This is a genomic window from Microcystis sp. M31BS1, from assembly GCF_020245285.1.
Taxonomy (GTDB): domain Bacteria; phylum Cyanobacteriota; class Cyanobacteriia; order Cyanobacteriales; family Microcystaceae; genus Microcystis; species Microcystis panniformis.
The window spans coordinates 1-26,704 of sequence record NZ_JADBVE010000084.1 but is presented as its reverse complement, the minus strand read 5'-3'; the positions used below and the strand labels follow the sequence as shown (position 1 = coordinate 26,704).

The following is a 26,704-nucleotide window of genomic DNA, read 5'->3' as shown; positions in this document are numbered from 1 at the left end:
TTGTGACTAACTATTTTGATTAGAAAAAGATAAACTTGAGAATCTTCAGTCAAATTTATTGACTCAAAATTAGCTGTACTTAATTTAAATGAATCAACCCTACCTTGATAAGGGGGGTGCCGATAGGCGGGGGGATCCCCCCTTAATCCCCCCTTGATAAGGGGGGCATCTGATAATTTTTAACGCCTACCTACTTAACTGAATAATAGTATTTAACTATAGATAAAAGTAAATCTTAATCATTATTTTACTTGATGTTATCGTTACAGACCATTTTGGTTTATTTGTCAATAGTGATCTTACCCATTTTCTCCTTGGGCGTCACCTCCAATGGGATTGCGGCGGAATTTTTCCCCACTGTGCCAAGGGACTTGCGTGGGAATAATATCCCAATCGATCGGAGGGCGCAAGCTTTGCGCCCCTACAGTAACGGATTTTGTCCACAATGTAGGGGCGAACTGCGTTCGCCCAAAAGGTACATTATCAAAGCGCAAGTCCCCAATCCAGATAAAAATGGTATCAGTAGGGAAAAAGCTCACCCCCTAGGAGTCCTGTAAAAAAATTAATTCAGCCGGCGTTACCGCTCCTTTTTCGGTAATGATAGCGGTGATTAAAGCGGCCGGAGTAACATCGAAGGCGGGGTTATAAAAGTTAACATCTCTAGGACAAAGGGTTGTCGTCCCCACCTGATAAATTTCGGCACGATCGCGCTGTTCGATCGGGATACCCGTACCATCCTTAAGGGAAAAATCCACCGTCGATAGCGGCGCGGCCACATAAAAAGGCAGATGATGAGCTTTTGCCAGCACTGCCAGGGAATAGGTGCCAATTTTGTTGGCCGTGTCCCCATTGGCCGCAATGCGATCGGCCCCAACGATCACCGCATCGATCAGTTTTTGCTGCATACAGTGGGCCGCCATGCTATCGGTGATCACGGTGACGGGAATTCCCTCCCGCAGACATTCCCAGGCGGTTAATTTTGCCCCTTGCAGCCGCGGCCGGGTTTCGTCTGCATACACTTGTATTAATCTCCCTGCTGTCCAAGCGGAACGAATTACCCCTAAAGCAGTACCATAACCGGCCGTGGCTAGGGAACCAGTATTACAGTGGGTTAAAATTGTCAGTTTTTCCGGTTGCTCCGGCAGCGCCAATAAACCATGGTGACCGATCGCCCGACAGGTTTCCACGTCTTCTTTTTGGATATTTTGGGCAGTTTCAAGGAGATTTTTGGTAATTACTGCCACTTCTGGGCCACTTTCCCTGGCCACTTTTAACATTCGCTCGATCGCCCAGAATAAATTCACCGCCGTCGGCCGGGTTTGGGCTAATCGATCGGCTATTCTAGTTAAATCAGCCAGAAATTCCTCTTTCTGGTCGGTTTTAATTTCCTGCGCTCCTAAAACCATACCATAGGCAGCCGCCACCCCGATCGCCGGAGCGCCGCGGACAATCATCGTTTCGATCGCCCGGGCCATGGCTTCACTGCTGGTGATCTCAACTTCCCCATACTCCATGGGTAAACGGGTTTGATCGATCAGCCAGACTTTATTATCTTGCCAACGCACGGGATAGATCGAGTTACTCTCGCAAGTGGTTGTGGTCATAACATTTTTAGATTGAGAATTGGCCAAATTTACCACATAGACTTCTTGCCTAATTAATTTTTGAGAGTTCAAAAATGACAAAAATAGACATAAAACTGCATAAAATCCCTAAATAGGGCATTTAATTGATTATTTATTATTCATTCCTAATTCTCCTGACTACTGGCTCCTGACTTGAAAGAGGGTGTGGGGTGTGGGGTGTGGGGAGAATAAATAAAAATAATCTCCCGTCTCCCGTCTCCTGACTCCTATCTCCTATCTCCTATCTCCTGACTCCTGACCATAACAAAAATTTTTGATTTTTATAAGAGGTCTTATTTTGTGTTTTTTTGTAAAAAGTAATTTTAAATACAGAAACTTTTTTTAGAATGTATAAGTAGCTAGTTATAATTAAATTAAAAATGGATTTTAGGTTCGATCCCCCCTGCTTGATAAGGGGGGATCCCCCCTTAATCCCCCCTTGATAAGGGGGGTGCCGATCCCCCCTTAATCCCCCCTTGATAAGGGGGGTGCCGATCCCCCCTTAATCCCCCCTTGATAAGGGGGGCATCTGATAATTTTTAACGCCTACCTACTTAGATAAGTGACTAGGAAAAATTGAAAAATACTTTCTCACTTAGTCCGAGCTTTTATATTAACTAATTCCGAGGATAATTACCGTGAAAACAGCGAAATATCCCGAAAAAATTGCCGCTCTCTGGACAACATTCCTCTTGGGAACCCTATTTCACACCCAACTGGGTTTAATGCCGCTCTTCCATGGTCAATCGATCGTCGAGAGTCATCAAACCAGCAATCTCGATCCGATTTTCTGGGGAATGTTGCTCTTTTTTTTGCTGCCAATGTTAGCGATTATCGGGGTCAATTTTAGCGAAAGTCGCTCCTTGAGAAAGACCCATTTCTGGCTGACAATTCTCTATTCTGTCTTGAATTTAGCCCATCTAATCGCCGATCTTTTGGTCAGACCGATTGCCTGGTATCAAATCGCTCTCATGGCAATTTTGTTGATCATCGGACTGATTTTAAATCTAGTTTCCTATCAATGGCTGCGGTTAGCGATCGCCCATCCGCACCATCTCTCGGAAAGTCATTAGTAGTGCCAAGATCAAAAGGTGGCCGGTTGACTAACTGATTCAGACAAGAGGAGGCCTTTTGATCTCAAGTTGGTGCTTATGAAAGCAAAAGCAAGCTTAAACCGGAGCTAAAGGGATTTTTTCGGGAAATTTAACTTAAAAAATCTAATTAATCCCTATTATTCCCCAGATCAGCCCGTAAATTGCCCCTGTTTCCGGGCTGCTGCTGCCACCACATCTGACCAAGTGCGGATCTTTTTAGCTATGATGGTTCAGAAGCAAGCCAATAAAGGGAACTTTTGGGGCTGGTTATTCATCAGAAAACTCCTGATCGGAGGAGTTAAGCAGACGATATAGTTCAGATTAACGGCAAATATTGGTTAATAGTAATAACGAGGTAATTATTTTGATGAAATCTCTCATTCGTTGGACGGCAACTCTTGGTTTAGTAGGAACGACAATGTTGACTTCGCTGCTGGGCAGCTATTCTAAAGCACTCGCTTTACCGGAAGAACAAATCGTCAAAACCTTGCAGTCTGTACCTGTCTTCGCTATTGCCGATGATCAAGGAGTTCCCCTAATTGCCGTAGGAGAAAAAGAACAGAAATTCACGGGGGTTTTTATTAGTAAGCAGGACGCACAAAACTTTTTTGAACGACTGAAAAAAGAGAATCCTGAAGTGGCCAGCAAAGTTAAAGTTCAGGCTGTTTCCTTGGCACAAGTCTATAAAATGCAAACCAGTCAAACCGATCAAAATCGTTTAATTATCGATTTTGTTCCCAAAGAGTCGGAAGTAGAATCGGCGAAAAAACTGCTCAGTGAAAGAGGTCAACAGTATCAAGGTGGTGTACCTTTATTTGTGCCGAAAGCAGGAAAAGAGAGTAATTTTCTGGTGATCAATCGCAATAATCAGGATTTTATTCCTTTCTTCTTTGAAAAAGCCGCCGCTTTGCAAATGGTAGAACAATATAAAAAAGCTAATCCCGCCGAAGCAGCCACGGTGAAAATTGATGTTATTCCCTTAGAAAATGTCATCGCCACCCTACAACAAAGCAACGATGAAGCTTTAACTAAAATTCTCCTCTATCCTAGTCAAGAAACGATTGATTTTATTCGGGCAAATAGTAACCAAAAAGCTCCCAACCAACCCCCGGCAAATCAGCCACGCCCTAATAATAATACCAATAATCCCCCCGCCCCTAATCGTTAAGCCTTGTGTCTGCTAGTATTTCCGGTCAAGAATTAAGTCAATGGCGCCAACAGGCGATCGCTGATTTAGCGCAAGCGCAACTATCTGCCAAGGAAGTGGATATCTTTCTGCAAGCAGTGACAGATTTAGATACTCTTTCCCTGCGCTTACAATCCTTTCGCGAACGAGAAAAAATCCCTTTGAGTTATTCTTGGTCGGAAATTACTAAACGCTGGCAAAAACGCCTGCAAGCAAGGGTTCCCTTGCAGTATTTGCTCGAATCGGTGGTCTGGCGTAATTTTACCCTGAAAGTCTCCCCAGATGTCTTAATTCCTCGTCCCGAAACCGAGTTATTAATCGATATTGTTGGAGAAACCGTCAGAGGAGACGACGGGGGAATCTGGGTAGATCTGGGAACCGGTAGCGGTGCGCTCGCTATTGGTTTAGCTAGTATCTTGACAAAAGCGGCAATATATGCTATTGATTACAGTCCAACGGCTCTAGCGATCGCCAAAGAAAATATCATCAAGACGGGTTTTGCCGACAGAATTATCTTAAAACAGGGTTCTTGGTGGACACCCCTAGGGAAGTGGAAGGGACAGATTAGCGGTATGGTGTCCAATCCTCCCTATATTCCCAGTGCAGAAATCCTTGACCTACAAATTGAAGTGCGGGAACATGAACCCCGTTTGGCCCTCGATGGAGGTGAAGACGGATTGACCGCATTGCGCTATCTAGTGGCCACTGCTCCCGATTATCTGCGATCGGGAGGTCTTTGGCTAGTGGAAATGAGAGCCGGTCAAGGGGAAAAAGTAGCGCAAATGCTGGAAAATCAGGGCAATTATCGACAAATTCAGATTATTAACGACCTAGCAGGTTTCGATCGCTTTGTTTTGGCCGAGCGAATTTAGCGCAATGCAGCCGCTTCGCAGTCCCGCAGCCAGAGACGCACCGCTTGGCCGATGGTGCCTTGGCTGGTTTCTAGGGGAGGTAAGGGGACTTGAGCGGGTTCAAGGGCAGCTAATTGACTGTAAACCGTCACTAATCGCCATCCTTCCCCAGTTTTAGTTAAAAATAACCAGTGATAATTTTGGAGAGTGACAGAGCGATTTTTGCTGTACTGACGCTCTAAAGTCGTAAAAAAAACCTGTTGAGTGTCATCGGCAATTTGACCGGAATATTGATTAGCACTTAAAGGTAGGGGTGCAAATTCGGGACGACCGGCAATAATCACAAAAACTGGTGTAGATAATTTTTGGTCGATTTGGGAACGGGTAATAACTCGATTAGCATAACCGGGTAAATCTGACAAGAGGCGATCGACTAAAAGATTTAAATCCTCCGGACAGCTAGAAAGAGGACGACTAACAGCCGGTGAGTTAATCCCGAAAATAACCAGTAATACCCCTAAATATCGGCTAATTCGTGACAAATTTTTGTCCATGCTACCTTTGGCTCCTCGGCACCGGTGATCGGTCGTCCAATTACTAGATAATCAGCCCCAGCTTTAAGCGCTTGGCCTGGAGTCATCACCCGACTTTGATCCCCTTTGCTTGACCAGGAGGGACGAACTCCGGGGCAAACTAAGAGAAAATCCTCTCCACAGACGCACCGCAATTGCGCCACTTCTTGGGGAGAACAAACCGCCCCATCAATTCCCGATTCTTTGCCCAATAATGCCAGATTTAAGGCATATTCCGATAGTTCTAGGGGAATTTTGAGGTCGAGGGCTAATTCCCTGGCGTTAAGGCTGGTTAAAACGGTGATAGCGAGAAGTTTTGGCGGCGATAGCAGGTCAGAGATTGCCGCCTTAGCTGCCGTCATTGCTTGCCGTCCGGCTGTTGCGTGGAGGGTAAGTAAATCCACTCGATAGCGACTGGCGGAACGACAGGCCCCAGCGACCGTATTGGGAATATCATGAAATTTTAGATCGAGAAAGCTCTTTTTTTGTCTTTCTTGCAGAATCCCTAGAATTTCTGCACCGCTACTAACAAATAATTCTAGTCCCACTTTCCAAAAATTGACTTCTGGCAGCAGATCAAGCAGTGCGATCGCTGATTCTAAATCCGGCACATCAAGAGGAACAATAATTCGGTCTGAGTTGGTCATATTGGGGCGATAAATCAGAGAAAAATCCAATCGGCAAAAGTGGCAGCCTGTCCGCAGTAAATGCCATCACGATCGATGATATTCCAAACGATCGCTTTTTCAATGCGAAATAGTTGACCGTTTTTCGTGATCCTTACCCCGTGATAATCGTTGATATAGCCCTGTTTTTTGACTAAATCCAGCATTTTTTGGCGTTCTTTGGCGATTTCCTCCCCCTCTACCGTCGCTCGCGAAGGAGTTGCTAATAATTCTGGCCAAGTTAAACCCCAGAGATCGAGGGCGCAGCGATTACCATAATTGAAGATCGGATTAGTTTGTGTACCGTGGGAAACTAGCACAAAAGGGGCATAAAAGAGCATTTTACTCTGTTCTTTGCCAGTACCGATCCAGGGTAAAAGCGATCGCCCGATTAACTGTTCATAACTATCCAGCAGCAATTCTGTCCAAGCTATAATGGCTAAATCTTCCCAAATTTCCATAAAATTACGGTTAAAAACTGGTTTAATCTTCTCTTTGCCAATATTTATAGGCCGCGTAGGCTAAAGTAATCACTCCCGTCAGAATTGCCGACTCATCCACTAAAAATTCCGGATGGTGAAGGGGGGGATTGAGGAGGTTAGGAGAACCCACTCCCAGACGAAACATTGTCCCCGGGGCCTGTTGCAAATAAAGGGAAAAATCCTCGGCCCCCATGGAGGGTTCCGAGAGAATTAAAACCCGATCCTGTCCCCAAGCTTCTAAACCAGCTTCTTCCACCAAACGGGTTAAAAATTGGTCATTTTGCACCGATGGCACACCGCGACGATAATTTACTTGACATTTAGCGTTATATGTGCTACAGACATTCGTGACCAAACTCTCGATCCATTCCGGGAGATGGGCGTGGGTTTCTGGGTGCAGCGATCGCACGGTTCCCGCCATGCGTACCTGATCGGCGATGACGTTGGGGGCGCGACCACCGCTAATCTGGCCGATGGTGAGGACAATCGGACGCAAAGGGTTTTGAGTCCGACTAATTGCCTGTTGCAAAGTGGTGATTACTTGCGAAGCGATCCAGATAGCATCGATCGCCTCGTGGGGCCGGGCCCCGTGGCCCGATTCTCCTTGAATAAAAATCTCCAGATCGTCGGCAGCCGCAGTTAAGGCCCCGTAACGAACCCCGATCGATCGGGCCGGAATCGAGGGGAAAACGTGCAGCCCGAAAACGGCACTGACATCCCGCATCACCCCTTCCCGGATCATCCAACTGGCCCCCTGGGCGATTTCCTCTGCTGGTTGAAAGAGAAAGCGTATTTTTCCCCCCAAAGGTTCCGAGAGACGGGAAAGCACCATCGCCACCCCTAAACCGACGGTAGCATGAACATCGTGACCGCAGGCGTGCATAATCCCCGGTTTACGGGAAGCAAAGTCTAAATCGGTTCTTTCTTGGATCGGTAGGGCATCCATATCGGCCCGGATGGCTAAAATTCTCCGATCACTGCCTTTTCCCGCCAATTCTCCCTTAACTCCCGTTTTTCCCACCGCTTCCTGCACCGATAGACCACAGGAAGACAAAACCCCGGCAATATAGGCGGCAGTTTGATATTCTTGCCCACTTAACTCTGGATTCGCGTGAATGTGGCGGCGAATCTCCACTAATCGGGGTGCGAGACTCTCGGCTATGTTTTTAATCTCGGAGAGCATGAAACCAGTTTTACAGTATCTTTAGGGTTAATCATAGAGCATTTTTTACCTGAAAAGTTGGGTCTGGCTGATTTTCAGTCTCAACTGTCTTCTCGGCACTCTTTCAACCCAGGACTAAGCTAATTTGTCAAGAGGATGCAGGAGTTAAGTAGGTAGGCGTTAAAAGTTGTCAGACACCCCCCTTATCAAGGGGGGACTAAGGGGGGATCGGCACCCCCCTTATTAAGGGGGGACTAAGGGGGGATCGGCACCCCCCTTATCAAGGGGGATCCCCCCGCCTTCGGCTTCCCCCCTTATCAAGGGGGGCTAGGGGGGATCGAACCTAAAATCCATTTTTAATTTAATTATAACCAGCTACTTACTATTCATCTCTTGATTCGGTAACACCTCTTGAGAGAATATTCCAGCTATGATAGAAAACAGTGTCTAGTTAGGAAAAAAACATGGTTCAGTCTTCCGAAAAAATTGAAGTTAAGTACGGGGAAAGAGAAATTGCCGAAGGAACATTAATTACTTTCCCTAATCCACGTCCCGGCAGAAATTACGATATTCAGATCACTCTGCCGGAATATACCTGTAAGTGTCCCTTTTCCGGTTATCCCGATTTTGCCACTATTTATCTTAGCTACGTTCCCGATCAAAAGGTGATGGAATTAAAGGCGATTAAACTTTATATTAATAGTTATCGCGATCGTTATATTTCCCACGAAGAAGCAATTAACCAAATTTTAGATGATTTGGTGGCCGCTTGCGAACCCTTGCAGATGAAAGTTAAGGGGGATTTTCATCCCAGAGGTAACGTCCATACCGTGGTGGAGGTGATGTATAAAAAAGAATAGGGACTTGCGTGGGAATAATATCCCAATCGCTCGGAGGGCGCAAGCTTTGCGCCCCTACAGTAACGGATTTTGTCCACAATGTAGGGGCGAACTGCGTTCGCCCAAAAGGTACATTATCAAAGCGCAAGTCCCATAGCATAATTGTCTAGTTTGGGGATGGGGTTGCCTCCATCCCTTGCTGTTCTAGTTTTTGTTGTTCAAGTTTTTTGCTGTTGGAAGGTGTTCTGCGCTCTGCTTTCTGTTGTTCGTGTCTCTATGGTTGCTCCTTAACCCTTGGCACAAACCGACAGAATTGTAAAAGTTAGGGATATTAAAAAAAGCTGGGATTATCATTAAAGTAGTCCGAATCTTGATCCTGATTTTATGTCCCAGAAAAATGAAATTCTTCCCCTGCTGTTGACGGTTATGGTGACATCGACACTTTTAGGAGGAATTGCTTGGTGGTTGCTCAACAAAACCTTTCCCAATCTCAATGATCGATCTAATTCTTCCTCCTCGAATAATCAAATTTCTGAAACTTTAGGTGCAGTTACAAATGTCCCGAAAGGATTATTTAACTACGGGGGAAGTACCACTTGGGCCCCGATTCGCAAGGAAGTGGACTTTATTATCCAGCAAGTCTGGCCGAAATTTCGCCTCGTCTATACCGATCCCACTACGAGAACCCCCAGCACCGGCAGCGGTATTCGGATGTTAATCGAGAATCAATTGGCTTTTTCCCAAGCATCTCGATCGCTCAAAGATGAGGAAATACAACGCGCTCAACAACGGGGATTGACTTTAAAAGAGGTTCCCGTGGCTATTGATGGAATTGCGATCGCAGTTCATCCCGATTTACCAGTTTCCGGTCTAACAATTACCCAGTTAAAAGATATTTATACAGGAAAAATTAGCAATTGGCGGCAAGTGGGCGGGCCTAATTTAGCCATTATTCCCTATTCCCGACGCAAGGAAGATGGGGGAACCGTGGAATTTTTTATCGATCAGGTTTTAGAAAAAGCCGATTTTGGGAGTAATATTCAGTACATTTACAGTACAACTTCCGCTCTCAGAAAAGTTTCCCAAAATCCGGGAGGAATTTACTATGCTTCTGCACCGGAAGTAGTTCCCCAGTGTGGAATTAAAACTTTACCCCTTGGTAAAAGCGAAAATAAATTAGTTGCCCCCTATCAAGAACCTTCGATCCCGTCTTCCCAATGTCCCCAGAAGCGTAATCAACTGAATGAATTAGCTTTTCAGCAAGCCATCCGCGCCCAATACCTGCGCCATAATTGCGTCAGATACTTTGCTTTGATCTAAGATTGAGTCAGCAATATCTAATTTGGAGTCTCAGGCAATGGAACCAATTTCTCTAATTCTAGCTGCGTTGGCTGCTGGTGCGGTTGCTGCTGCTAAGGATACGGCAGGAACAGCCGTTAAGGATGCTTATGATGGGTTAAAGGCGTTGATTAAGAAGAAATTTGCAGAAAAAGGGAAAACAGATGATAGTGATATCGTCGATAAACATGAGAAAAAACCAGATTCAGAGGGGGTAAAAACACTGCTCAAAGAAGAGTTACTTGAAGCAAAAATTGATAGAGATGCAGAGGTTATTAAGACAGCAGAAGAATTACTTAAGCAATTAAAACCTGAAGAATTTGCCGCAGGTAAGTATAATATTAATGTTGGTGATGATATTAAGGGAATGGTGGGAGATGGTACTTTTAAGGGAATTGCAGGAGATATTAGTGGTGGAAATATTAGTCAGAAGATTAATTAGTTGAGGATTATTTAGGAGGGAAATTTATGTCAATTACTGTTGAGGTAGAACTTAAAGATTTTCTAATTCAAATCAATCAAAAGTTAGACAATCTTCAAAAAGATGTTACTGATATTAAGATTGAACTTAGTGAAGTTAAAGGTGAAATTAAGCGTCTGGAGGGAAAAATTGATGGTGTCGAGAAGCGTCTGGAGGAAAAAATTGATGGTGTCGAGAAGCGTCTGGAGGAAAAAATTGATGGTGTCGAGAAGCGTCTAGAGGAAAAAATTGATGGTATTGAGAAGCGTTTAGAGGGAAAAATTGATGGCGTGGAAAAGCGCTTAGAGAATCAAGAGTTTGTCAGTCGAGGGATTTTAGTCGCTTTAATTGTAACGATTTTAGGCGGTTTGGCTAAATTGTTTGGTTTAGTAGGAAGTCCTTAAAAATTGCTAATTCTAAAACTGCAATTTAAAGTTAACTTGAAAAGAATAATTTTGGGGTAGCAAAAATGACTGATAAAAGTTATTATTTAGAAATAGGAGGTGATGTTAAAGGTCTTAGCGGTGATGGTGAATTTAAGGGAATTGCGGGTGATATTAGTGGCGGTGTAATCAATCAATATATTATTACCCAAAAGTCAGGAGTTGAGATTCAGGCTCAACCTTTAATTACGGGTTCACCTTATTTGGGTTTAAGGAAGTTTGAAGTAGATGATAAGGATAGGTTTTTTGGGCGAGATAATTGGATTATTGAGTTAACTGATTATTTAAAGCAAAAGAATGTTTTATTGCTTTTAGGTGCGTCGGGAAGTGGTAAATCTTCTCTCGTGCAAGCGGGTTTAATTCCTAAGTTAAAGGATGATTTTGGCGCAAATAAATTGGTTAATTTAACTTTTGTTCCTGATGTTAATCCCTTTGAGTCTTTCTATGGTTGTCTTTTGGCAAATAGATATACACAATCCCAAGCGAAATTAGCACAAGCTGTTAAGGAAGAGACTTTAATTAAGGTGGTTGAAGGATTAAAAAATAATTCTGATTTATGGTTTATTTTTATTGACCAATTTGAGGAATTATTTACTCGTACACCGAAGACGGAAAGAGATATTTTCATTAAAAGTTTGGTTAATTTAATTGAAAAGAATGATAGTTTAGTTAAAATTGTGATGACGATGAGGGCGGATTTTTTAGATAAATTAAGTCCTTATCCCAGTTTAGGAAAAATCCATGATCAGTATAGCAAGATGTTAACGGATATGGATGAAAGTCAGTTAAGATTAGCTATTGCTGAACCGGCGGCGAGAAATGGGGTAATTTTTGAACAGGGATTAATTAATCAAATTATTGCCGATTTTTATGAACAGGCTGGCTCTTTACCTCTGTTACAATATACGTTAGATTTATTGTGGCAAAAAAATCATATTCAAGAGCGGATTTTAAATATTAAGACTTATCAAGAGATTGGTGGGGTAACGGGTGCGCTAGAAAAACAAGCGGATAAAATTTATAGTAAATTTGATGAACAGCAACGGAAAGCAGCAGAGGAAATTTTTCTAGAGTTAATTAGTTTAGAAGGGGAAAAAGCGGTTAGCAGAAGGGCGGATAAATCGAGTTTTGAACAGGAGGAAATGCAAAGGGAGGTTCTCTATCAATTGATAGATAATCGTCTTTTGGTGAGTAAGGGAGAAGACGGGAAAGCAACGGTTGAGGTGGCACATGAAGAATTGTTGCGGTGTTGGCAAGTGTTACAGGATTTAATTCGAGAAAAAGAGGAGATAATTGTTCTGAGAAGTCGTTTATATGCTGATGCAAAACAGTGGGATGATTTACAGAAGCAAGATGCAGTAAAAGCGAGTAGTGAGCTTTGGGGAGGTTCTAAGTTAGCCAAAATTGTTGAGTTTCAAAAGAATAATTCTCTGCCTAATTTAGATACTGTGGCGATAGAGTTTATTAAGGCGAGTATTAGTCAAGCTGAACGTCAAAAAAATGAAAAAATTAGAACAGCGCGAAGGATTGCGGCGGGTTCTTTGGTGGCGCTGGTGGTTAGTACGGGATTTGGTTTAATGGCTTGGAAACAAACACAACAAGCGGAACTCAATCTGGCAAATGCTCGCGGGTTTTCTTCCTTGTCTTTGTTTGATAAAGGAAAAGAATTGGAGGCTTTTGTTGAAGCGATTAAAGCAGGAAAAATCCTACAAAAGCAGCAGGCATCCGACACGAAGGTGACGAATGCCTTACAGGAACTTCTCAACCGCAAAAGTGAACGCAATCGCTTAGAAGGGCATGGTAGATATGTCCATAGCGTTAATTTTAGTCCTGACGGCAAGACTTTGGTGAGCGGTAGTGATGACAAAACTATCATACTCTGGGATGTAGAAACAGGCCAAAAACTCCACACCTTCCAGGGGCATGGTGGCCCTGTCTATAGCGTTAATTTTAGTCGCGACGGCAATACTTTGGTGAGCGGTAGTGATGACAAAACTATCATACTCTGGGATGTAGAAAAACGCCAAAAACTCCACACCTTCCAGGGGCATGGTGGCACTGTCTATAGCGTTAATTTTAGTCCTGACGAGGGCAAGACTTTGGTAAGCGGTAGTGATGACGGGACTATCATACTCTGGGATGTAGAAACAGGCGAAAAACTCCACACCTTCAAGGGGCATGGTGGCCCTGTCTATAGCGTTAATTTTAGTCGCAACGGTAAGACTTTGGTGAGCGGTAGTGGTGACAAGACTATCATACTCTGGGATGTAGAAACAGGCGAAAAACTCCACACCTTCCAGGGGCATAATGGCCCTGTCTATAGCGTTAATTTTAGTCACGACGGTAAGACTTTGGTGAGCGGTAGTGGTGACAAGACTATCAAACTCTGGAATGTAGAAAAACCCCAAGAAATCCGCACCCTCAAGGGGCATAATAGCCGTGTCAGAAGCGTTAATTTTAGTCACGACGGCAAGACTTTGGTGAGCGGTAGTTGGGACAACACCATCAAACTCTGGAATGAGTCAACAGGCCAAGAAATCCTCACCCTCAAGGGGCATGAAGGCCCTGTCTGGAGCGTTAATTTTAGTCCTGACGAGGGCAAGACTTTGGTGAGCGGTAGTGATGACGGGACTATCAAACTCTGGAATGTAGAAATAGTCCAAACCCTCAAGGGGCATGATGACCTTGTCAATAGCGTTGAGTTTAGTCCTCACGAGGGCAAGACTTTGGTGAGCGGTAGTGATGACGGGACTATCAAGCTCTGGGATGTAAAAACAGGCGAAGAAATCCTCACCTTCGAGGGGCATGATGGTCCTGTCAGAAGCGTTAATTTTAGTCCCAACGGCAAGACATTGGTGAGCGGTAGTGATGACAAAACTATCATACTCTGGGATGTAAAAACAGGCGAAAAACTCCACACCTTCGAGGGGCATAATGGCCTTGTCAGAAGCGTTAATTTTAGTCCCGACGGCGAGACTTTGGTGAGCGGTAGTTGGGACGGGACTATCAAACTCTGGGATGTAGAAAAACGCCAAAAAATCCTCACCTTCGAGGTGAATCATCGTGTCAGAAGCGTTAATTTTAGTCCCAACGGCGAGACTTTGGTGAGCGGTAGTAATGACAATAATATCATACTCTGGGATGTAGAAAAACGCCAAAAAATCCACACCTTCGAGGGGCATGATGGTCCTGTCAGAAGCGTTAATTTTAGTCCCGACGGCAATACTTTGGTGAGCGGTAGTTATGATAAGACTATCAAACTCTGGGATGTAAAAACAGGCGAAGAAATCCACACCTTCAAGGGGCATGATGGACCTGTCAGAAGCGTTAATTTTAGTCCTGACGAGGGCAAGACTTTGGTGAGCGGTAGTGATGACAAAACTATCAAACTCTGGAATGTAGAAAAACGCCAAGAAATCCGTACCCTCCATGGGCATGATAGCCGTGTCAGAAGCGTTAATTTTAGTCCCGAAGGCAAGACTTTGGTGAGCGGTAGTTGGGACAACACTATCAAACTCTGGAAGGTAGAAACAGACTCGAATTTATTGAATTTAGATGCTTTAATGGAGCGTAGTTGCGATTGGGTGCGGGTTTATTTGCACAATCCTAATTCTGGTGTTAGGGAGGAGGATAGGGGTTTGTGTGATGGGATTTGATCCCCCCCCCTGCCCCCCTTAAAAAGGGGGGAGAATTTAGTATCTGGGGAAATTTATCTAAATTTCGTTAAAATTATGATAGAAGGAATCGATCAGAAAAATGATGAATGAAAACTACCCGCTACTTTGAAGAACAAGTCTTGGTCAAAAGACCCTATCTTAAGCGAGAATGGTGTCAACAGGCTATCCAGAATCCAGTTAGACGAGAAATAGAACCAAACGGACGCATTCGTCATTGGTTATACATTCCCGAATTAGGAAAATACTTGCGAGTTGTCACTCTAGATGATGGAGAAACCATTCATAACGCCTTCCCAGATCGTAACTTTAAGGAGTAAAAAATGAAATTTAGTTATTATCCTGAAACCGATTCTCTATACATTAGCCTATCAGAAAAAACAAGCACCGATTCTCAAGAAATCGCCCCTGATATTGTTTTAGATTTTGATAGCGAAGGAAAATTAGTTGGAATTGATATTGATCAAGCTAGTCAAATTGTTGATTTAACTCGTTTAGAAACTGAATCTTTCCCCCTTAATTCTGTTATTTTAGCTCAATCAAAGTAGTCTATATTAGAATCAAATAGCTAAAGAGATAACAATGGCTAAAATCTCCATTTCTTTACCCGATGAACTGGTTAATTACCTAGACCAGAAAGTAGAAGATAAAAGCATTTTCATCGCCTCAATTTTACAACAATGGCGACAACAACAAGAAGCAGAAGAACTCGCCCAAGCTTTTTTAGCAGTAGATGAACTAGAATTAGGATGGACTGACGAATGGCAAACAGCAGCGATTATCAACTCGGAAGCATTATGGCTGAAGTAAAACTTAAATCCAAGCATCTAAACTCCTTAAAAAAATTTATTGAAGACGCATTAACCGAAAGACTGCAAGAACTTCAAGAAGGAATTAAGCACACTCAAGAAAGAATAACTTTTTTTGAAAATAAGTATCAAATGCAGACACAAGAATTTCTCAGACGATTTGAAAACAATGAATTGCAGCATACCTTAGACTTTGATGAATGGATGGGAGAAGCTTGGATGCTAGAAGCTTTACTGCAAGACAAAGAAGAAATTGAGGAGATAGAATTTGTCGATTAATGACTATTTTCAAGAGATTAGACATCTCATTGAAGCTTGTCCAATAGTTCAATCTTATAACCTCATCACTGATAGTAGAAGTCTTTATGTAGGGTTTGCGGCAAAAAGTACGGGCGAAGCATTCGGATAGAAAATCTCTGGTTTCACCGATAGGTTATTGCCCGAATGCTTCGCCCCTACAGGACGCGGGCTGATAATAAAAGTTTATGCTTAGAAAATTAATTAGGGCTGGCTGAAAAAGTAGGGGCGAAGCATTCGGATAGGAAATCTACGGTTTCACCGATAGGTTATGCCCGAATGCTTCGCCCCTACAGGACGCGGGCCGATAATAAAAGTTTATGCTCAGAAAATTAAGTAGGTAGGCGTTAAAAGTTGTCAGATCCCCCCGCCTATCGGCACCCCCCTTATCAAGGGGGGCAGGGGGGATCGAACCTAAAATCCATTTTAAATTTAATTATAACCAGCTACTTAATTAGGGCTGGCTGAAAAAGTAGGGGCGAAGCATTCGGATAGGAAATCTACGGTTTCAGCGATAGGTTATGCCCGAATGCTTCGCCCCGAAGATGCAAGGTTTTCAACCACGATTCTCTCAAAATCTTGCACCTGTTTCGCAAAATAAGCCCCTAAAACCCTTACCTCGTCTATATTTCACATTTATTCAGCAAGCCCTAATTACACTCTTTTAAAAAGTTTCTTTATTTCGACAGTAGCTGTCAGTATCTACCGTAATTGTAGGGTTTAAAAATACCTAATCTTTACCAATTAATAAAGCGAGAAAGTATGAGCAACCCTTCTCGCTTTATTATAACTAAACCAACACCTCCACAGCTTCCGGAACCACTGCCGTCTCGGTTGTGGTATTTTCCCCTAGGTAAATTCCCAAAGAACGGGCTGTTTTCACGATAAAACCATCAGGATCCACGGGATAGGCACAGCGATGCTCTTGATGACATTGTTTGATAATTTTGATCACCGGTTTCAGGGGCAGACTACGCACTTGTCCCCCGCGCCAAATCACCACGCGATCGAGTTTTCCCTGTTCGATTAATTCTACGGCCTTAATGCCGAAAGCCGTGGCTAACAGTCGATCCATGGCCAAAGGAGGACGACTTCTTTGCAGGTGTCCCAAAGACATGGCCCGCACATCCATGGAATTGAGATAACAGAAGACGGGATCGGTAACGCACAAAGAGCGAGTTTTGTCAACTATTAATTTTTCCAAATAATCGCCAATATACTTCTCTTTTTGGTTATCTTCGTTTTTAACACCCTCAGAAATGACAATGAGAGCGAATTTACGACCTTGGGCGCGTAATTGTGCCAAATGACGACAACAACCGTCGATAATTTCGGGAGTGAGAGCCGGGGTTAATTCGGGAATAAAAATCGCATCGGCACCCCCAGCAATCCCCGCATGAAGGGCTAAATGACCGGCATCTCTACCCATCACCTGCACAATCATCACCCTTTCGTGACTAGCGGCGGTAAAGGTGAGATCATACAAAGCTTGGGTGACGATATCCACGGCAGTGGTAAAACCGACGGACCATTCCGTATAGGGAACATCATTATCGATGGTTTTGGGAACTGCGATAATATTCCAATTGCCCTTCTGGGCGAGATCGTAGATGATATCGACGCTCCCATCGCCCCCGACGACGATCAGGGCATCTAATCCCAGCATTTCGTATCCTTGCAGGATTTTCGCAGCAATTTCTGGGTTTTCAGGATGTCCCTTGCTCAAAGAACCCAAAACACTACCACTAAGAAACTGCAAAACGTCTAATCCTTTCAAGACTCCGGGTAGGTTATAGCCATGGTGAGTCAGGATCAAATCTTGGGGGTGATATTTTCCCTCGGCAATCTGCATAAAACCGTCGGTCCCGTAGGGAATGCCGTACACATCCCAACCCTTTAGTTTTGATGCTTTCACCACGGCACGAATTACCGCATTTAACCCTGGGCAATCGCCACCACTGGTCAGAATACCAATTTTTTTGTTTTGATTCTCGTTCATGGTTATATCCTCCAGGATTTTTTTGTCAGTTATCAGTTATCAGTTATCAGTTATCAGATGTAAGTTTTCAGTTTTCAGTTAAGTAGCTGGTTATAATTAAATTAAAAATCGATTTTAGGTTCGATCCCCCCTGCCCCCCTTGATAAGGGGGGTGCCGATCCCCCCTTAGTCCCCCCTTGATAAGGGGGGTGCCGATCCCCCCTTAGTCCCCCCTTGATAAGGGGGGTGCCGATCCCCCTTGATAAGGGGGGTGTCTGATAATTTTTAACGCCTACCTACTTAAGTTTTCAGTTCACTGATTACTGATTACTGATTACTGTTTACTGATCACTGAAAAAAGCTTCCCACTTTTATTTACTGGTGGTTTGAAAACGTTTCCAAACAGGTTCGTAACTTTGCAGAGCTTTCATATACTGTACCCGTTCAAAAGCACTCGGATCTGGGCAATTCATTTGACTCATACTGCCAATTAACTGCTCGATCGATTCGTATTCATTTTCCTCCAACCAATGCAATAAACCCTGTTCGATCTTGGTAATTTCCTCCAAACCGTGGCGTAATAAAACACTAACTAACATGGTCGCTTTTGCCCCCACCATCATCATTTTGATCACGTCGAGGGCGTTATGAATACCACTGGTAGCGGCAAAATCCGTCGGTACACGACCATAAAGCATGGCAATCCAGCGCAGGGGTAAACGCATTGCTTGGGGATTACTGAGGATAATATTGGGGTGAACATCTAAGGTGTCTAAGTCGATATCCGGCTGATAGAAACGGTTAAATAATACCAACCCATCGGCCCCCGCTTCCGCTAATTGTTTAGCCATATTGGCCGTATTGCTAAAGTAGGGACTTAACTTCATCGAGACGGGAATTGATACCTCCGATTTGACAATTTTGAGGATATCAATATAGTTTTGTTCGACGTGATTTCCGGTTAATTCCAGGTCGTTGGGAACATAATAAACATTCAACTCCAAAGCATCAGCGCCCGCTTGTTGAATTTGAATGGCATACTCTAACCATCCCCCAGAGGTCTCACCGTTGAGACTGGCAATAATGGGAATATCGACCATTTCTTTGGCTTTGCGAATATGGTTGAGATATTCGTCGGAACCAACGTGAAAAACCTCCGGTTCGGGAAAATAAGTCAAAGCTTCCGCAAAACTCTCGGCTCCGTGGGTAAAATGATGGTGTAGAGCCAGTCTTTCCTGTTTAATCTGCTCCTCGAAAAAGGAGTGTAAAACCACGGCAGCGGCCCCAAAGTCTTCCATTCTCTTGATATTGTCGATATCCTCGCTCAAGGGTGCGGCCGCACCGATGACTAGCGGCGATCGCAATTGTAAACCCATGTAGGTAGTGTGTAGATTCATAACTATTCCTTGCTCCCTGTACCTTTTGCTGCTAAGTACTGATACATTTGCCAGCGCGTATCCACATCTGCTTGTGCTTCTTTGAGCAGACGTTTAGCTTCCTCGGGCTTACTGGTGGCCAACATCTTAAAGCGATTCTCCGAGTAGAGAGTTTGCGCTACGGTAAGCTTAGGCGCACGGCTGTCCAATTGTAGGGGATTTTTGCCTTCTTTAGCTAAATCGGGATGATAACGGTACATTAACCAGCGACCGCTTTCCACCACTTCTTTTTGATGGTTCATGGCGGTGGTCATGTTGATCCCGTGAGCAATACAGTGAGAATAGGCGATAATTAACGATGGCCCGTTATAAGCTTCCGCTTCTAGGAAAGCTTTGATAGTTTGCTCGTTTTTTGCCCCCATAGCCACGCTGGCCACATAGACGTTACCGTAGGTCATGGCCATTAAACCGAGGTCTTTTTTCGGTCCTGGTTTGCCACCAGAAGCAAATTTAGCTACGGCGGCGCGAGGAGTAGCTTTCGAGGCCTGGCCGCCCGTATTCGAGTAAACTTCCGTATCCATGACCAAAATATTCACATTGCGACCACTAGCTAAAACGTGATCTAAGCCGCCATAACCGATGTCGTAGGCCCAACCGTCACCCCCGACAATCCAGACGCTTTTCTTGACCAGATAATCGGCCACGGATAACAACATTTTCACCTGCGTGGTCGGGGTTAATTGCCCTAAACGGGATTTTAAGGCCTCTACCCGTTGCCGTTGTTCGTAAATTTCCGCTTCATCGACTTGGTGACAATTGAGAATATCTGCCGCTAGACTTTCTCCGATTTCACTAGCGAGGGTTGCTAACAGTTCGGCGGCAAATTCTGCCTGTTTATCGATGGAAACCCGGAATCCTAAGCCAAATTCGGCATTATCTTCAAAGAGGGAATTCGACCAGGCCGGCCCGCGACCTTCGGCATTAACTGCCCAGGGTGTTGTCGGTAAATTACCTCCGTAGATAGATGAACAACCGGTGGCATTAGCCACTATCATGCGATCGCCAAATAGCTGACTGACTAATTTAACGTAGGGAGTCTCACCACAACCAGCACAAGCACCGGAAAACTCAAAGAGAGGTTCCTGCATTTGCTGATGGTTAATTTTGTTGAGATTTAGGCTTAATCGGTCTGGATTAGGCAAATTAAGGAAGAAATCCCAGTTAACTCGTTCCTGTTCCCGCAGCGGCAGTTGGGGAGCCATATTAATCGCCCTTAGACGTGGTTGCGATTTGTTTTTAGCGGGGCAAACATCAACGCAGAGACCGCAACCGGTACAATCTTCGGCGGCCACTTGGATGGTGAATTTTAGCCCTTTCCAGTCGTGATCCTTGGCATTAGCGACTTTAAAGGTTTCCGGGGCCGTGGCTAATTCGGCCTCATCATAGACTTTCGAGCGAATAACGGCGTGGGGACAAACAAGAACGCATTTACCGCACTGAACACAGACATCTGCATCCCAAACGGGTATTTCTTGGGCAATATTGCGTTTTTCCCATTGGCTAGTGGCGGTGGGATAGGTCCCATCGTTGGGAAGGGCGCTAACGGGCAATTCCTCCCCGTGACGGGCGATAATTTTGCCGAGGACTTCTCGGACGAAAGCGGGTGCAGTGTCGGGAATTGGGGGTCTTAATTCAAAAGCTTCAGGGGTGACAGTGGCGGGAATTGGCACTTGATAGAGGTGTTCTAGGGCAGAATCCACAGCCTTGATGTTCATCTGCACGATTTCTTCGCCTTTCTTGCCGTAGGTCTTGCGGATGGCTTTTTTGATTTGTGCGATCGCATCTTCCCGAGACAAAACCCCCGCTAGGGCAAAGAAACACACCTGCATCACGGTATTAATCCGGCTGCCCATCCCCGCTTCTTTGGCCACTTGAGTGGCATTAATCGTATAAACTTGCAGATTTTTATCGATGATAGTTTGCTGGAGATTGCGGGGTAGGTGACTAAATACCTCCTCCGGTGGATAGGGACTATTGAGGAGGAAAATTGAGTTCGGTTTAGCGGTTTCTAGCAGGTCAAATTGTTCGACAAATTCCCACTGATGACAGGCGATAAAGTTAGCATCGGTGATTAAATAGGTAGAGCGAATCGGCTCCGGTCCAAAGCGTAGGTGAGAAACGGTGACAGAGCCAGATTTTTTAGAATCATAGACGAAATAACCCTGGGCATAATTATCAGTATCTTCACCGATAATTTTAATTGAATTTTTGTTAGCTCCCACCGTACCATCGGAACCTAAACCGTAGAAAACCGCCCGCACTACTTTGTCTGGTTCGGTGGAAAAACTGCGGTCATATTCCAGACTGGAAAAGGTGAGATCGTCAACGATACCAATAGTGAAGTGATTTTTGGGTTTGTCGAGACTTAAGTTATCAAATATACCAGCAACCATGGCGGGAGTAAATTCTTTGGAAGATAAACCGTAGCGTCCTCCCACAATTTTCGGCAGCTTGCCTTCGTACTCTTCCATAAAGGCATTTACCACGTCTAAATATAGCGGATCGCCCCCGGCGCCGGGTTCTTTACAGCGATCTAAAACGGCTATTTTTTTCACTGTGGTGGGCAAAGCTGCCAGTAATTTGTCGGCGGCGAAGGGACGATAAAGACGAACTTTTAAAACCCCAACTTTAGACCCATTTTGATTGAGATAATCCACAGTTTCATGGACGGTTTCTCCTCCCGATCCCATTAGAATAATCACTCTTTCGGCATCGGGCGCACCGTGGTATTCATAAAGATGGTATTGCCGTCCTGTTAATTGGGCAAAACGATCCATAATTTTTTGAGCGATATCGGGACAAGCATGATAGAAAGGATTGACGCTTTCCCTTGCCTGGAAATAAACATCGGGATTTTGTGCTGTGCCTCGTAACACCGGTCGATCGGGAGTTAAAGCTCTTTGACGATGGGCAATAATTAGGTCTTCATCTATCAGTTCTTTGAGAATTTCATCGCTAATTAATTCGACTTTTTGCACCTCATGACTGGTACGAAAACCATCAAAAAAGTGTAGGAAAGGAAGCCGCGTTTCTAGGGTGGTAGCTGTGGCGATTGCTGCCAGATCATGAGCTTCTTGAACGGAATTAGCCGCTAACATAGCCCAACCCGTACTTCTGGCAGACATAACATCACTATGATCCCCAAAAATTGACAACCCTTGGGCTGCTAAAGCACGGGCCGCCACATGGACCACTGAAGAGGTTAATTCCCCCGCAATTTTGTAGAAGTTGGGGAGCATTAATAATAATCCCTGGGAGGAGGTGAAAGTGGTAGTTAAAGAGCCTGTTTGTAGCGCTCCGTGCAGGGTTCCCGCTGCCCCACCTTCGCTCTGCATTTCGATTACGGAAGGAATGGTTCCCCAGAGATTAGCTCTGCGTTCGGCGGCCCAACTATCGGACCATTCACCCATAGGCGAGGAGGGAGTGATAGGATAAATAGCGATCACTTCACTGAGACGATAGGCAACGCGTGCAACAGCTTCGTTACCATCTATGGTTGCATAGGTTTTTGTGGTCATGTGTTCCCCTTAGTTTTTACGATATTTGTCGGGATTTTAAGTTTTTTTACGGCTCAATTTCGCACTAAATATCCTCTCGTTTCCCTGACAACCGAAGGACTTTCTTGAGCGTCGCTTTTGACTCCCTATCTACTATTGGACGCTTACGGCAGACAGGCTTAAGTAGAGCAATTTTTCTGTCCCCACCTCGATCATTATCCAGATTCTCGGCTTTCTAGCAATTCGTTATTTTTTCTTAATACGCTGCTGAGTTTGCCCGCAACCGACCCTGAGATTAATTAATATTCAGAATTGAGATAAAAATTAATGATACTTTTTTAAAAAAAGTGCTAGGTCAGAAGATAAGCTGTTGACTATCTAAATTACTAAGTAAGACTGTCTATTAGCAGGGAGAAGGAATTATGAATTATTAATTATGAAGTGGGGAGAAGGGAGACTTTTCAGTTATCAGTGAACAGTAATCAGTAATCAGTGAACTGATACGGCCTTTCTCGTAAAGGTGAAGCACAGATTAACCCTTGCTAATCAAGTATTGTAGCCGCAAGAACGAACCTCATCTATCTGAGAAACGCTGTAACTCGCATCTGATAACTGATAACTGATAACTGATTCAAGGCTGTCGACCGTCTCCTAACCAAGCACGACAATTTTTGATTTTTGCCAGAGATCTAATAATCAGTTGATTTAGTCGGCCGATGAAGTTAAGATGTACTAGGTTGAACACAAATGAACTAAAGTACAAATTATCTTAACCCAAGGGTAGGAAAATAGATCATGACTAACCTCGAATCCCTTACTCAAGCGCAACAGGAGTTGTACGACTGGCTGATTGAGTATATTCGTACTACTCAACACGCCCCTTCCATCCGGCAAATGATGCGAGCGATGAATTTACGCTCTCCCGCACCGATTCAAAGCCGTTTAGAACGTTTACGCACCAAAGGCTATATTGATTGGACAGAAGGAAAAGCACGCACCCTGCGGATTCTCAAACAACCAGTGCAAGGTTTACCAGTTCTAGGTGTAATCGCTGCTGGTGGTTTAGTGGAACCCTTCACCGATGTGGAAGAAAAACTCGATCTTTCTAACCTGTTGCAACGCAGTCAAGACTGTTATGCTCTGCGCGTTTCCGGAGACAGTATGATCGAGGATCATATTGCCGATGGGGATCTGGTGATTATGCGTTCTCTCACGGGTAATGAAGCGGTGTCCAATGGGGAAATCGTCGCCGCCAGAGTCGAAGGCCACGGCACTACTTTAAAACGTTTCTACCAAGAAGGCGAAATCATCACTCTCCAACCCTCCAATCAAAAATATCAACCAATTACAGCCAATACTGAACAAGTACAGGTGCAAGGGGTTTTGGTTGGTGTTTGGCGCGGTTATTAGCCAAAACTGGGGCGCACTTAAGCGCCCCGATCATTTTTCCTCTCCTTGGCTACCGGAAAAAAATCGGGTTGGCAAACTAGGATAATATAAGGGTTTTCGCCTATCCCGAACTCAGGTGTCTTAACTTTTATGCCCAAAAAACAGAAATATCCCCATCTCTTGGGATCAAAATGGACGGCAAAACAAAAAACATGGGGCTGGCGACATTTTCAAGTGGTCAATCGTCAAAATCGCGGTCAATGGGTTTTTGCCGAATTAGTCGCTTCCTGCGATCCGACTGTCCGCTTCTGGATTAATGCTAAACAGTTGCAAGACGCGAATCTCTGGCAATCAGGTTGGCAAACCCTAACGGAAATAAACCAACCCGACAGCACCGACGAGATTATTGTTAATTAATATTAAGAACCCTTGTAATTTTTCACTCTTTGCCCATCAGCCACGCCGAGAGCTTTGGCCATCCAGGGTGGCGGCGAAGTTTGAATCACTCGCTGTAAATCCGCCAAAATTTCCCGCGCTTGACCACCTGCATCTTTTTTCACCGGATAAACACCACCTTGAATCATCTTAGCGGCGGCCGGTCCGCCGATAGACACCACGAAGATTGCCTGACAATCTTTGATCAGACTAAGCCGATAACCATTTTTATCTTCCTGAAGGGCCGCTGCCAAGGCAGAACGCACATCAATTAACTTCATCTGCGTGGCCGATAATTGGAGCTTGCTGAATAATGGTAAAACCCTTTTAAAATAAGGCTTTTGACCTGTTAAAATCCGATGTTAGTGCTAGAAAATCGGATTGGAACCCTCAAAAACCTTGCATTATTCTCCTTGTAGTACATCGCTTGGTACAAAAAACAAGGCAACAAAGCCTGAAACGACCGGCTACTGACTCCTGACGACCGGCTACTGACTCCTACCCCCAGGAAAAACTTTTTCAGCAGACCCTAATTGATAGACCAGATAGCGCAAACAGGAACCAAAATGACCGTCAAGATTTTCACCGCTATTAGAAGCCACGGCCACCCGGATTGACTGGGGCATTTCCCCTTCACTGTAGAATTCGATAGGAGGCAATGGGTGCTGATGCTCGTCATCCTCGATTTCACCCCAGAGAATTCGCACCGCTTCTTTTAAATGGGCGATATCGTTGGCATCGGCATCTTCTCCATCTTCTTCTCCATCTAATTCGTAGGTTTGACCGAAGGCGGTTTTTAAATTGGTGACAGTGATTTGATTAAGGTTGGTTTCGTTGATATCTTCCCCCAGACAATTGTAAAGGGCATCGAACAGATCGGCGCTCGAAGTCCTGGGCAAAGCTTTCGATGCCAGGGCAATTCTTAAGGCGGTTTCGTTTGATAGGGTTTTTGGGACAATGGTTGACTCTTGCTTAGGTTCAATTGCGTCGTTTTTACCTTAAATGTCGGCTTGAAGGAACCCTCGGTTTTACCTCGGAGATGAAAAGTTCCGCCAACATAGAAACAGCGAAGCACGGCTAAGAATAACTCTAATCTATAGTTGTCAATTTAATTTTAGTATGCTAGAATAGTTGGTTATCGTTGGTTCGATAGCGCAAAATGTTTGTTTTAGAGTACAAGCTTAAAGGAAAACCATCTCAATATCAAGCCATTGATGAGGCTATTCAGACAGTACAGTTTGTTCGGAATAAATGTCTTAGATATTGGGAAGACAATAAAGGTGTAGGACAAAAGGATATATATAAATATGTCACTCAATTAAGGAGTGAATACCCTTTTGTTCAAGACCTTAACTCTACAGCTTGTCAACAGGCTTGCGAACGGACTTGGACTGCTATTCTTAGGTTCTATAACAATGGCAAGGGAGCATCTCATTTATGCAAGTGAGTAATTATACTTATCCCTAAAACTGTTTTCTAGCAAGGCTTTCAAAATAGCTTGACATAAAAACCTGATTTAGGGGTTACAAAGGTGAGATGCTCCCCAGTTAATCGGGCCTATACAAGTCAAGAGTGCTTTAATTGTGGTCGGTTAATCCAAAAATCTCTATCGGTTAGAACCCATGTTTGTTTCTGTGGGTATGTAGAAGATAGAGACAAAATGGCGGCATTGAATATACTCAAAAAAGCTACGATAGGGCATATTGGAAGCTGGTCGTTAGACCTAAACGCTTGGTAGGGCTGATTCATTCTCCGAATCTAATTCTTTTTTTTGCTACGTTTAATCGCTTATGCGGTAAGCAAAGCACGACGTTTTTAAAAATTTTTAGATATGTATTTCCGAGAAATCGACTAAAAACGTTGCCAGATAAAGATTTGAGAGAATGACATAAGAGACAATGAAACGACCCTAGCACTAAGGGGGGATCAAAGGCAAAATCTATCTTCAATTCAATGATAACTACTTACTTAGGGAAAAGTCAATTAGAATGGATCAATGACCCGTCCCTTGCTCGATTGCCATAAATCTAAATAAGCAAAAAATAAACATGAGCAATTATGACAAAATTAAGTCCAAAAGTTAACGCAATTATTCGTTCTGGTGAACAACAAGGATAGGTAGGTGAATGCGTGGAAATTTCGATTGTTACCTGGGGAAATACCTGAGACGAGGTAGTTTAATAATCTCCAAGAAGCTATTTTATTGAATTTAGAGAGAGAGGAACCCAGGGAGTTCGATCTAGTTGCAAACCTTCTCTACAGATTACATTTGAGTGACAGCCAGAATATGCCTAATCTGAAACAATTATCTGGCAAAGACATTATCAAAATTCGGCTCTTCGTTACCCTTTATGCTAAATCAACATACAAGATGCCAAGATAACATACTTCTAACCCAAAAATTCCGAAAGTTTCTAAAGCCATAGCCTCTCCGTTTTATTAGTTTAAGTTTATTGTTGATTCCCTCGACCA

At 44.1% G+C, this 26,704-nt stretch carries 26 protein-coding genes and 1 pseudogene; 16 read left to right on the top strand and 11 right to left on the bottom strand.

The window, feature by feature from the left end; all coding sequences use genetic code 11:
• Positions 1-542 precede the first annotated feature (542 nt).
• Positions 543-1,604 carry an S-methyl-5-thioribose-1-phosphate isomerase gene (gene mtnA / locus IM509_RS04620; protein ID WP_072927136.1) on the bottom strand — a complete coding sequence of 354 codons (1,062 nt, stop codon included), beginning with the start codon at positions 1,602-1,604 and terminating at the stop codon, positions 543-545.
• A gap of 659 nt (positions 1,605-2,263) precedes the next feature.
• Between mtnA and IM509_RS04615 the strand changes: the two genes are divergently transcribed.
• The 3 genes from IM509_RS04615 (at position 2,264) to prmC (ending at position 4,777) form a co-directional block, all read left to right on the top strand.
• On the top strand, positions 2,264-2,698 hold the full coding sequence (locus IM509_RS04615; RefSeq protein WP_045362781.1) for a hypothetical protein: 435 nt from the start codon (positions 2,264-2,266) through the stop codon (positions 2,696-2,698).
• A gap of 388 nt (positions 2,699-3,086) precedes the next feature.
• The gene (locus IM509_RS04610) at positions 3,087-3,887 is read left to right on the top strand and encodes a Tic22 family protein (protein WP_072927137.1); all 801 of its coding nucleotides are present in this window, start codon (positions 3,087-3,089) and stop codon (positions 3,885-3,887) included.
• A 5-nt stretch (positions 3,888-3,892) separates the two neighbouring features.
• Positions 3,893-4,777 carry a peptide chain release factor N(5)-glutamine methyltransferase gene (prmC, locus tag IM509_RS04605; protein ID WP_185237752.1) on the top strand — a complete coding sequence of 295 codons (885 nt, stop codon included), beginning with the start codon at positions 3,893-3,895 and terminating at the stop codon, positions 4,775-4,777.
• Here prmC and IM509_RS04600 read toward each other — a convergent pair.
• From IM509_RS04600 to IM509_RS04585, 4 genes are read right to left on the bottom strand one after another with little or no spacing between them, the layout of a single operon-like run.
• Positions 4,774-5,310, bottom strand: coding sequence for a hypothetical protein (locus IM509_RS04600; RefSeq protein WP_072927139.1), 537 nt, complete (start codon positions 5,308-5,310; stop codon positions 4,774-4,776). The two genes, prmC and IM509_RS04600, sit on opposite strands and share 4 nt — an antisense overlap.
• Positions 5,274-5,975 (bottom strand): orotidine-5'-phosphate decarboxylase, encoded by a 702-nt coding sequence (gene pyrF / locus IM509_RS04595; protein ID WP_072927142.1) that lies wholly within the window; start codon positions 5,973-5,975, stop codon positions 5,274-5,276. Before pyrF ends, IM509_RS04600 begins: the two co-directional genes overlap by 37 nt.
• A gap of 14 nt (positions 5,976-5,989) precedes the next feature.
• Positions 5,990-6,454, bottom strand: a complete 465-nt coding sequence (locus tag IM509_RS04590) for an MEKHLA domain-containing protein (protein WP_185237751.1) — start codon at positions 6,452-6,454, stop codon at positions 5,990-5,992.
• Between the two features lie 22 nt (positions 6,455-6,476).
• Positions 6,477-7,658 carry a M20 family metallopeptidase gene (locus IM509_RS04585; protein ID WP_185237750.1) on the bottom strand — a complete coding sequence of 394 codons (1,182 nt, stop codon included), beginning with the start codon at positions 7,656-7,658 and terminating at the stop codon, positions 6,477-6,479.
• A 443-nt stretch (positions 7,659-8,101) separates the two neighbouring features.
• Between IM509_RS04585 and queF the strand changes: the two genes are divergently transcribed.
• The 9 genes from queF to IM509_RS04540 all read left to right on the top strand — a co-directional run bounded on the left by queF (position 8,102) and on the right by IM509_RS04540 (position 15,479).
• Positions 8,102-8,497 carry a preQ(1) synthase gene (gene queF / locus IM509_RS04580; RefSeq protein ID WP_002740916.1) on the top strand — a complete coding sequence of 132 codons (396 nt, stop codon included), beginning with the start codon at positions 8,102-8,104 and terminating at the stop codon, positions 8,495-8,497.
• Between the two features lie 363 nt (positions 8,498-8,860).
• Positions 8,861-9,796, top strand: coding sequence for a substrate-binding domain-containing protein (locus tag IM509_RS04575; protein ID WP_260441313.1), 936 nt, complete (start codon positions 8,861-8,863; stop codon positions 9,794-9,796).
• A gap of 37 nt (positions 9,797-9,833) precedes the next feature.
• Positions 9,834-10,256, top strand: a complete 423-nt coding sequence (locus IM509_RS04570; protein ID WP_185237670.1) for a Het-E N-terminal domain-containing protein — start codon at positions 9,834-9,836, stop codon at positions 10,254-10,256.
• 26 nt (positions 10,257-10,282) lie between these two features.
• Positions 10,283-10,678: a hypothetical protein gene (locus tag IM509_RS04565; protein ID WP_002769767.1), complete on the top strand. Its 396-nt coding sequence runs from the start codon at positions 10,283-10,285 to the stop codon at positions 10,676-10,678.
• 65 nt (positions 10,679-10,743) lie between these two features.
• The gene (locus IM509_RS04560; protein ID WP_185237669.1) at positions 10,744-14,373 is read left to right on the top strand and encodes an nSTAND1 domain-containing NTPase; all 3,630 of its coding nucleotides are present in this window, start codon (positions 10,744-10,746) and stop codon (positions 14,371-14,373) included.
• Between the two features lie 107 nt (positions 14,374-14,480).
• Positions 14,481-14,711, top strand: coding sequence for a hypothetical protein (locus IM509_RS04555; protein ID WP_002742722.1), 231 nt, complete (start codon positions 14,481-14,483; stop codon positions 14,709-14,711).
• Positions 14,712-14,714: 3 nt separating this feature from the next.
• A complete protein-coding gene (locus IM509_RS04550; protein ID WP_002742721.1) occupies positions 14,715-14,939 on the top strand; it encodes a DUF2283 domain-containing protein in 225 nt (74 codons plus the stop codon).
• Between the two features lie 34 nt (positions 14,940-14,973).
• A complete protein-coding gene (locus tag IM509_RS04545) occupies positions 14,974-15,201 on the top strand; it encodes a DUF8778 family protein (RefSeq protein WP_052277900.1) in 228 nt (75 codons plus the stop codon).
• On the top strand, positions 15,189-15,479 hold the full coding sequence (locus IM509_RS04540) for a hypothetical protein (protein ID WP_185237668.1): 291 nt from the start codon (positions 15,189-15,191) through the stop codon (positions 15,477-15,479). The genes IM509_RS04545 and IM509_RS04540 overlap by 13 nt, the downstream gene beginning before the upstream one ends.
• Before the next feature lie 808 nt (positions 15,480-16,287).
• Here IM509_RS04540 and IM509_RS04535 read toward each other — a convergent pair.
• The 3 genes from IM509_RS04535 to nifJ all read right to left on the bottom strand — a co-directional run bounded on the left by IM509_RS04535 (position 16,288) and on the right by nifJ (position 22,429).
• On the bottom strand, positions 16,288-17,496 hold the full coding sequence (locus IM509_RS04535; RefSeq protein ID WP_052277899.1) for an ATP-dependent 6-phosphofructokinase: 1,209 nt from the start codon (positions 17,494-17,496) through the stop codon (positions 16,288-16,290).
• 350 nt (positions 17,497-17,846) lie between these two features.
• Entirely contained in the window at positions 17,847-18,872 is a 1,026-nt protein-coding gene (locus IM509_RS04530; protein ID WP_052277898.1) for a dihydroorotate dehydrogenase-like protein, read from the bottom strand.
• Positions 18,873-18,874: 2 nt separating this feature from the next.
• Positions 18,875-22,429 (bottom strand): pyruvate:ferredoxin (flavodoxin) oxidoreductase, encoded by a 3,555-nt coding sequence (nifJ, locus tag IM509_RS04525; RefSeq protein WP_185237709.1) that lies wholly within the window; start codon positions 22,427-22,429, stop codon positions 18,875-18,877.
• 774 nt (positions 22,430-23,203) lie between these two features.
• On the opposite strand from nifJ, the gene lexA reads away from it, so the two are divergent.
• Positions 23,204-23,818: a transcriptional repressor LexA gene (lexA, locus tag IM509_RS04520; RefSeq protein ID WP_052277896.1), complete on the top strand. Its 615-nt coding sequence runs from the start codon at positions 23,204-23,206 to the stop codon at positions 23,816-23,818.
• 129 nt (positions 23,819-23,947) lie between these two features.
• Positions 23,948-24,214, top strand: a complete 267-nt coding sequence (locus tag IM509_RS04515) for a TIGR02450 family Trp-rich protein (RefSeq protein ID WP_002797022.1) — start codon at positions 23,948-23,950, stop codon at positions 24,212-24,214.
• Between the two features lie 2 nt (positions 24,215-24,216).
• Here the strand turns inward: IM509_RS04515 and IM509_RS04510 are convergent, their stop codons facing one another.
• Together IM509_RS04510 and IM509_RS04505 are read right to left on the bottom strand one after the other, a co-directional pair.
• Positions 24,217-24,513: a NifB/NifX family molybdenum-iron cluster-binding protein gene (locus IM509_RS04510; protein ID WP_004161767.1), complete on the bottom strand. Its 297-nt coding sequence runs from the start codon at positions 24,511-24,513 to the stop codon at positions 24,217-24,219.
• Positions 24,514-24,720: 207 nt separating this feature from the next.
• Positions 24,721-25,191: a dinitrogenase iron-molybdenum cofactor N-terminal domain-containing protein gene (locus tag IM509_RS04505; protein ID WP_080605442.1), complete on the bottom strand. Its 471-nt coding sequence runs from the start codon at positions 25,189-25,191 to the stop codon at positions 24,721-24,723.
• A 200-nt stretch (positions 25,192-25,391) separates the two neighbouring features.
• On the opposite strand from IM509_RS04505, the pseudogene IM509_RS04500 reads away from it, so the two are divergent.
• Together IM509_RS04500 and IM509_RS04495 are read left to right on the top strand one after the other, a co-directional pair.
• A pseudogene (locus IM509_RS04500) lies at positions 25,392-25,655 on the top strand (transposase); the annotation flags it as partial.
• A 108-nt stretch (positions 25,656-25,763) separates the two neighbouring features.
• The gene (locus IM509_RS04495; RefSeq protein ID WP_369800419.1) at positions 25,764-25,970 is read left to right on the top strand and encodes a zinc ribbon domain-containing protein; all 207 of its coding nucleotides are present in this window, start codon (positions 25,764-25,766) and stop codon (positions 25,968-25,970) included.
• Positions 25,971-26,591: 621 nt separating this feature from the next.
• Here IM509_RS04495 and IM509_RS04490 read toward each other — a convergent pair.
• Positions 26,592-26,704, bottom strand: a 113-nt coding sequence (locus IM509_RS04490; protein ID WP_071784045.1) for a transposase, incomplete at its 5' end; no start/stop codon positions are given.